Genomic DNA, 6,323 nt, shown 5'->3' on the forward strand with positions numbered 1-6,323 from the left:
CGCCGCCAAGGGGCCGGGAACGGGGCGATCCGCCGGCGGGCGCCGTCAGTTCGTCAGTCTGAGCGGATTCACCAGGTCGGCGTAGACGAGCAGGCCGGCCATGACCATCATCACGATCGCGATCGCGTACGTCAGAGGCAGCACCTTGGCGATGTCCACGTAACGGGGCTCGGGCCGCCGCATCACCTTGGCGTAGGCCCGCTTGATGCCCTCCCACAGGCCGCCGGCGATGTGCCCGCCGTCCAGCGGCAGCAGCGGGATGAGGTTGAACATGCCGATCGCCAGGTTGAAGCCGGCCAGCAGGTTGACGAAGATGGCGATCTTCTTCTCGCTGGACAGGTCGGAGGCCAGGATCTCGCCGCCCATGCGGCCCGCCCCGACCACGCCGACCGGGCCCTCCGGGTCACGTTCCTGGCCGGAGAAGGCCGCGTTCCAGATCCCCACCATTTTGTTGGGCAGGTTGACCAGCGAGCTCGCCACCCGGCCGGACAGCTCGCCCATGTAGCCGATGACCTGGCCGATGTTCTGCTTCTCCATGACCTCGGTGGGCAGCACGCCGAGGAAGCCGACGTTCTTGTCGATCTTCGCCGGGTCCTCGAGGTTGGGGCGGTCCTGGGCGATGAGGGTGACGCTGAGCGTCATGGGCTTGTCGTCGCGGACGATGCCGACCTGCACCGGGCCGGGGCCGTGGGAGCGGATCAGGCGGGTCGCGTCGTCCCAGGAGCCGATCTTCTTGCCGCCGAAGGAGACCAGGTGGTCGCCCGGCTTCATGCCGGCCTGGGCGGCGGGTGTGGGCTTGTCGGTGGACTTGCAGGCCGCGCGCTGCTCCGAGATCGGGATCACGCACGTGTTGGTCTCGGGCGAGACGATCGGGGCCCAGGCGGGCAGGCCGATGCCGACCAGCAGGATGCTGAAGAAGATGAAGGCGAGCACGAAGTTCATCGCCGGGCCGCCGGACATGATGATGACCTTCTGCCACCACTTCTTGCGGTAGAAGACCTTGTCGTCGTCGCCCGGCCGCACCTCTTCCTGGGCGGCGTCGCGGGCCGACTCGATCAGGCCCTGCCACGGGCCCGTCGCGGTGCTCCTGAGCTTGCCCGGCTCGTCGCCGGGCCGGGGCGGCAGCATGCCGATCATGCGGATGTAGCCGCCGAGCGGGATCCACTTGATGCCGTATTCGGTCTCGCCCCTGCGCCGGGACCACGCTGTCGAGCCGAAGCCCACCATGTACTGGGTCACTCTGACCCCGAACAGCTTGGCCGGCACCAGGTGGCCAACCTCGTGCAGCGCGATGGAGACCATCAACCCCAGAAGGAAGAGAATGATCCCCACGACGTAGAGCCAGTTCATCGAGGCGTGCTCCAAGCAGGCGACAGGGCGGGACGACACGACAGACGAAAGGTCCGACAGCCCCAGAGTAGTCGAACTCGCCACACCGCACGGCTTACCGCTTTTGATGAGCATTGACAGTCTGCGATACAACGATCACTCTGGGTGACGACGGAGGGGGACGTCTTGATCCGCATACTGATCGCCGAGCACCTGCCGTTGGTGCGCCGTGGCCTGCTGGCCACCCTCGGAGCCGAACCTGACCTGCGGGTCGTCGCCGAGGCGGGACACGCAGAAGAGGTGATGCACGCGGCGCTGTCCGCGAAGGCCGACGTGGCCGTGGCCGATCTCGACCTGCCGGGCCCGCCGGTGACCGCCCTGCTGGCCGAGCACGTGCCCCGGTGCGGGGTGCTGATCCTGTCGGCCGCGCCCAATCCGGCGCAGGTGCGCGAGGCGCTGGCCGGTCCCGCGCTGGGGTTCATGAGCCTGTGCGTGCCCGCCGAGCGGCTGGCCGAGGGGGTGCGGCAGGTCGCGGCGGGGCGGCGGGCCATCGAGGCGGAGCTGGCCGTGGCGGCGCTGCAGTGCGCGAGCAATCCGCTGACCAGGCGGGAGCTCGACGTGCTGAGGGTCGCGGCGGGCGGGGCGCGTTCGACGGAGATCGCCGACGAGCTCTTCCTGTCGGTCGGCACCGTACGCAACCACCTGTCGCGCATCATGTGCAAGACCGGGGCGCGCAACCGGCTGGATGCCGTGCGCATCGCCAGTGACAGCGGCTGGTTGTAAGGGACTGTGACGGGACCCCGGTGGAGCCGCGCCGCTCCGCCGGGGTCCGGACTCCTAGAGGATCCCAGCCGGGCGGAGCCCGGTGCCAGTGAGCACCATCACGGCCGGCCCGTGTAAAAGGTCACGGGCGCCAGATGAGCACGAGCGCGCAGTCGTCGTTGTGCCCTGAGGCCATCGCGTTGACCAGCGCCCTGGCGCCGTCGCGGAACCCGGAGGGCAGCAGCCGCTCCGCTTCGCCGAGCAGCCGGTCGAGGCCGGCGTCGATGTCGCGGCCCGGCTGCTCGATCAGCCCGTCGGTGTAGAGCAGCAGCGCGTCGCCCTTGCGCAGGGTGCCGCTGTCGGGCTCGCAGTGCAGGTCGGGCACCACGCCGAGCACGACGCCCTTGGCCGTGGCGACCTGCCAGTTGCCGGTGCCCGCGTCGAACTTCACCACCGGCGGATGCCCGGCCGAGGTGATCGTGTAGTCGCCCGTCTCCAGGTCGAGGCGCACATGCACGGCGGTCACGAACCCCTCGTCGCCCCGCTGCCTGTGCAGGTAGGAGTTGCACGCGGGCAGGAAGTCGCCGACCGAGCCGAGCAGCCCGCCGAACGTGCCCGACAGCAGCAGCGCCCTGGTGCCCGCGTCGACGCCCTTGCCCGACACGTCGACCAGGGCGATCTCGACGGAGTTGCCGTCGCGCATGGACACCAGGAAGTCGCCGCCGAACGACGACCCGCCCGCCTGCTTGAGCACCACCTTGCCGCCCCAGTCCTTGGGCAGCGAGGGCAGCTCGCCCTGGCTCCTGAGCCGGTCACGCAGCTCCAGCAGCATCGCGTCGCCGCGCAGCCCCTGGACGCCGAGCTTGCCCCTGGTGCGGGCCATGAGCACGGCGAGCACGGTGGTGAACACGATCGTCACGGTCAGCCCCAGGCCGACCCGCCCCACGCCCAGCGTCGCCGCGATGTAGCCGAGCGCGACCCCGACCCCCACGAGCAGCTTGACCAGGCTGCGCAGCCGGAGCTGGAGCCCGCCGACGAGGGTGACGAGGATGAGCAGCGAGGGCGAGAACCACTCGGTCGAGACCTCGGCCGCGAGGAACCCGATGACGAGCGCCAGCACGATCAGGGTGCTGAGCAGATTACGGTCGCGGGCCAGCAGAACCCGCCGGACGAAGCGGACGACAGGCACGAGAAATGGCACCCGCACCAGGGCCGCACGGACCCGTGGCGGGATCAGCGGCGCCTGACGGGAACTCATGATGCGCCTGACTGTATCGGTCTGACCCGTGTTTGGGCAGCCCACTTGACCAACGCCTTGATCATTAAGCACGTATATTGGGTGGCCGTCCCCCTTTGCCCGCTCCTACCTTGGACGGATGACGTATCCGATCCGTCCGATTGACGAGTCCGAGTGGCCGGCCTTCGGCCGGGTGCTTGAAGAGGCGTTCGGCTGGACGCCACACCCCACCCAATTCGAGCGGTGGAAAGCGGAGACCGAGTTCGACCGCACGCTCGCCGCCTTCGACGGCGAGCAGATCGCCGGAGTCACCTCCGTCTTCAGCTTCACGATGACGGTCCCCGGCGCCCAGCTCCCCGTAGCCGGCGTCACCGCCGTCAGCGTCCTGCCCTCCCATCGCCGCCGCGGCGTGCTCTCCTCGCTGATGCGCAGGCAGCTCAGCGACGTACGCGAGCGCGGCGAGCCCGTCGCCGCCCTCTACGCCTCCGAGGCCCTCATCTACGGCAGGTTCGGCTACGGCAGGGCCGCGAGCGAGCTGTCGTTCCGCATCGACAAGAACCGGTCGGAGTTCGTCCGCGACGCGCCCCAGGACCCGTCGCTCCGGCTCAGGGTCGCCAAGCCCGCCGACGTTCGCCCCGAGATGGAGCAGTTGTTCGCCTCCGTCGTCACGCGCCGCCCCGGCCGATACGAGCGCAATCCCCAGACCTGGAACAACCTGCTGGCCGACGAGGAGTTCGACCAGCGCGGATCCGGGCCGCTGCGCTCGATCCTGGCCGAGGACGACACCGGCGTGCGCGGCTACGCCCTGTTCCGCATCAAGTCCTCCTGGGACGACGACGGCGTTCCCGACGGGACCCTGAAGCTGTACGAGCTGGAGGCGTCCGACCCCGCCGCCTACGCCCTGCTCTGGCGCAGCGTGCTGGACCGCGACCTGGTCGCCAAGGTCGAGTGCGGCAGGCCGGCGGACGACCCGCTGATCGCGCTGCTGGCCGACCAGCGCCAGCTCCGCGCGGGCTGGGGTGACGAGCTGTGGGTACGCCTGGTCGAGGTCGACAGGGCGCTGACCTCCAGGGCCTACTCGGCGCCCGTGGACGTGGTGATCGAGGTCGAGGACGACGTCTGCCCGTGGAACGCCCGCCGCTGGCGCCTGACCGCCGACCTGTCGGGCGCCGAGTGCAAACCGGTGGAGGAGCAGCCGGACATGACGCTGCCGGTGACCGCGCTCGGGTCGGCGTACATGGGGGACGGCATGCTCGGCGAGCAGTTCGAGGCGGGCCTGCTGGGCGAGCACAACCCCGGCGCCGTACGCAGGCTCGCCACCGCCATGTCGTGGAGCCCCAAGCCCTGGTGCGGGCAGGGCTTCTGACGTCGTGACGTAAGCTCAAGGTCATGGCGCTGCAAAGTCTGCAGATCACAGCGGTCGTCGCCATGCGCGCCCGCGATGTGTCGAAACCGTCGAAGGACCAGCAGGAGGCCGCCGACCGGCGGCCCCTGCGTGATGAGATGCCCAGGCGCGACCCCAAGCGCAAGGGCTAGGGAAGCGAGGGCAGCTGGCCGATCGTCTCGTAGGTGGCCAGCTGCGCGATGCGCCTGCTGTGGCGCTCGCTGCCGGTGAACGACGTGGTCAGGAAGACCTCGACGAACCTGGTGGCCTCGTCGAGTGAGTGCATGCGGGCGCCGACGCTGACGACGTTGGCGTTGTTGTGCTCGCGGGCCAGGCCGGCGGTCTCCTCGCTCCAGGCCAGCGCCGCGCGGATGCCGCGCACCTTGTTGGCGGCGATCTGCTCGCCGTTGCCCGACCCGCCGATGACCACCCCGAGGCTCCCGGGGTCGCCGGCGACGCCTTCGGCGGCCCGCAGGACGAACGCCGGATAGTCGTCCTCGGCGTCGTAGACGAAGGGACCGCAGTCGGTCACCTCGTGACCGTGATCCTTCAGCCAGGACACGAGGTGGTTCTTGAGCTCATAGCCGGCATGGTCGGCACCGATGTAGACGCGCACCCGTCCAGTCTTCCACAGCCCCGCCGATCGGGCTCGCTGACTAGAGTAAGGATCACCATCGAGGTCCAGTCCTTACGAAAGCGAGAGCAGAGAGCCATGCGAGAGATCCGCGTCATCGGCGATCCTGTCCTGCGCACCCCCGCCGAGCCGGTGACGGACTTCGATCGCGAGTTGCGCAGGCTGATCGAGGAGATGTTCCAGGCCATGTACGCGGTCAACGGCGTCGGCCTGGCAGGCCCCCAGATCGGAGTGTCGCGCCGGCTGTTCGTCTACGACATCGCGGGGCGCAAGGGCCACGTGGTCAACCCGGTGCTGACCGTCGACGACCCGGAGGAGGTGCTCGACGAGGAGGGCTGCCTTTCCGTACCCGATCGCCAGACCCGCCTGCCGATCTACGCCCCGGTGGCGCGCGCCGCGGGCGTGAGCGTCGAGGGCCTGGACCGTCTGGAGCGCCCCGTACGTCTCAAGGCCCGCGGCTCCCTCGCCCGCTGCTTCCAGCACGAGACCCAGCACCTCGACGGCACGTTGTACGTTGATCGCCTACCGCGAAACGAGGCCCGCGCCATCATGCTCAGGGCATAGTTTGGCCGCATGAGCGTACTTTCCGGAAAGGGCGCATTGGTCACCGGCGGCTCCAGGGGCATCGGCAGGGCCATCGTGGAGCGGCTGACCGGCGACGGCGCGGAGGTCGTCTTCTGCTACCAGAGCTCCGCGGAGGCGGCCGAGCAGGTCGCCAAGGAGACGGGCGCGCACGCGGTGCGGGCCGACCTCGGTAACGAGGAGGACCTGGCGCGGCTGTTCGCCGAGGCGGAGGCGCGGCTGCCCGGGGTGGACATCCTGGTCAACAACGCGGCCACGTCGGAGGGCCAGAAACTCATCGCCGACGTGACGGACGAGCTCTACGAGCGGGTGTTCGCGATCAACACCAGGGCCGTCTTCCTGGCCATCCAGTGGGCGGGGCGGGTCGGGCGTCGACGGCGGCGGGCACGGCGTGG

The 6,323-nt window shown here is 69.7% G+C and carries 8 protein-coding genes; 5 read left to right on the forward strand and 3 right to left on the reverse strand.

What is annotated here, in order from left to right:
• Positions 1–45 precede the first annotated feature (45 nt).
• Entirely contained in the window at positions 46–1,350 is a 1,305-nt protein-coding gene (locus tag ACFPZ3_RS17695) for a M50 family metallopeptidase (protein WP_379515214.1), read from the reverse strand.
• A gap of 165 nt (positions 1,351–1,515) precedes the next feature.
• Between ACFPZ3_RS17695 and ACFPZ3_RS17700 the strand changes: the two genes are divergently transcribed.
• Entirely contained in the window at positions 1,516–2,112 is a 597-nt protein-coding gene (locus ACFPZ3_RS17700) for a response regulator transcription factor (protein ID WP_379515215.1), read from the forward strand.
• A gap of 121 nt (positions 2,113–2,233) precedes the next feature.
• Here the strand turns inward: ACFPZ3_RS17700 and ACFPZ3_RS17705 are convergent, their stop codons facing one another.
• A complete protein-coding gene (locus ACFPZ3_RS17705) occupies positions 2,234–3,349 on the reverse strand; it encodes a PP2C family protein-serine/threonine phosphatase (RefSeq protein ID WP_379515216.1) in 1,116 nt (371 codons plus the stop codon).
• 118 nt (positions 3,350–3,467) lie between these two features.
• On the opposite strand from ACFPZ3_RS17705, the gene ACFPZ3_RS17710 reads away from it, so the two are divergent.
• Together ACFPZ3_RS17710 and ACFPZ3_RS17715 are read left to right on the forward strand one after the other, a co-directional pair.
• Complete coding sequence (locus ACFPZ3_RS17710) at positions 3,468–4,694, forward strand: GNAT family N-acetyltransferase (RefSeq protein ID WP_379515217.1); 1,227 nt, start codon at positions 3,468–3,470, stop codon at positions 4,692–4,694.
• A 23-nt stretch (positions 4,695–4,717) separates the two neighbouring features.
• Positions 4,718–4,864, forward strand: coding sequence for a hypothetical protein (locus ACFPZ3_RS17715; RefSeq protein ID WP_379515218.1), 147 nt, complete (start codon positions 4,718–4,720; stop codon positions 4,862–4,864).
• On the opposite strand, the gene ACFPZ3_RS17720 is transcribed toward ACFPZ3_RS17715, so the two are convergent.
• The gene (locus ACFPZ3_RS17720; protein ID WP_379515219.1) at positions 4,861–5,328 is read right to left on the reverse strand and encodes a ribose-5-phosphate isomerase; all 468 of its coding nucleotides are present in this window, start codon (positions 5,326–5,328) and stop codon (positions 4,861–4,863) included. The genes ACFPZ3_RS17715 and ACFPZ3_RS17720 overlap by 4 nt on opposite strands.
• A gap of 96 nt (positions 5,329–5,424) precedes the next feature.
• On the opposite strand from ACFPZ3_RS17720, the gene def reads away from it, so the two are divergent.
• Both def and ACFPZ3_RS17730 read left to right on the forward strand, forming a co-directional pair.
• Positions 5,425–5,910, forward strand: coding sequence for a peptide deformylase (gene def / locus ACFPZ3_RS17725; protein ID WP_379515220.1), 486 nt, complete (start codon positions 5,425–5,427; stop codon positions 5,908–5,910).
• A gap of 9 nt (positions 5,911–5,919) precedes the next feature.
• A partial coding sequence (locus tag ACFPZ3_RS17730) for an SDR family NAD(P)-dependent oxidoreductase (protein WP_379515221.1) occupies positions 5,920–6,323 on the forward strand: 404 nt, incomplete at its 3' end.

This window comes from Nonomuraea insulae (genome assembly GCF_042656245.1).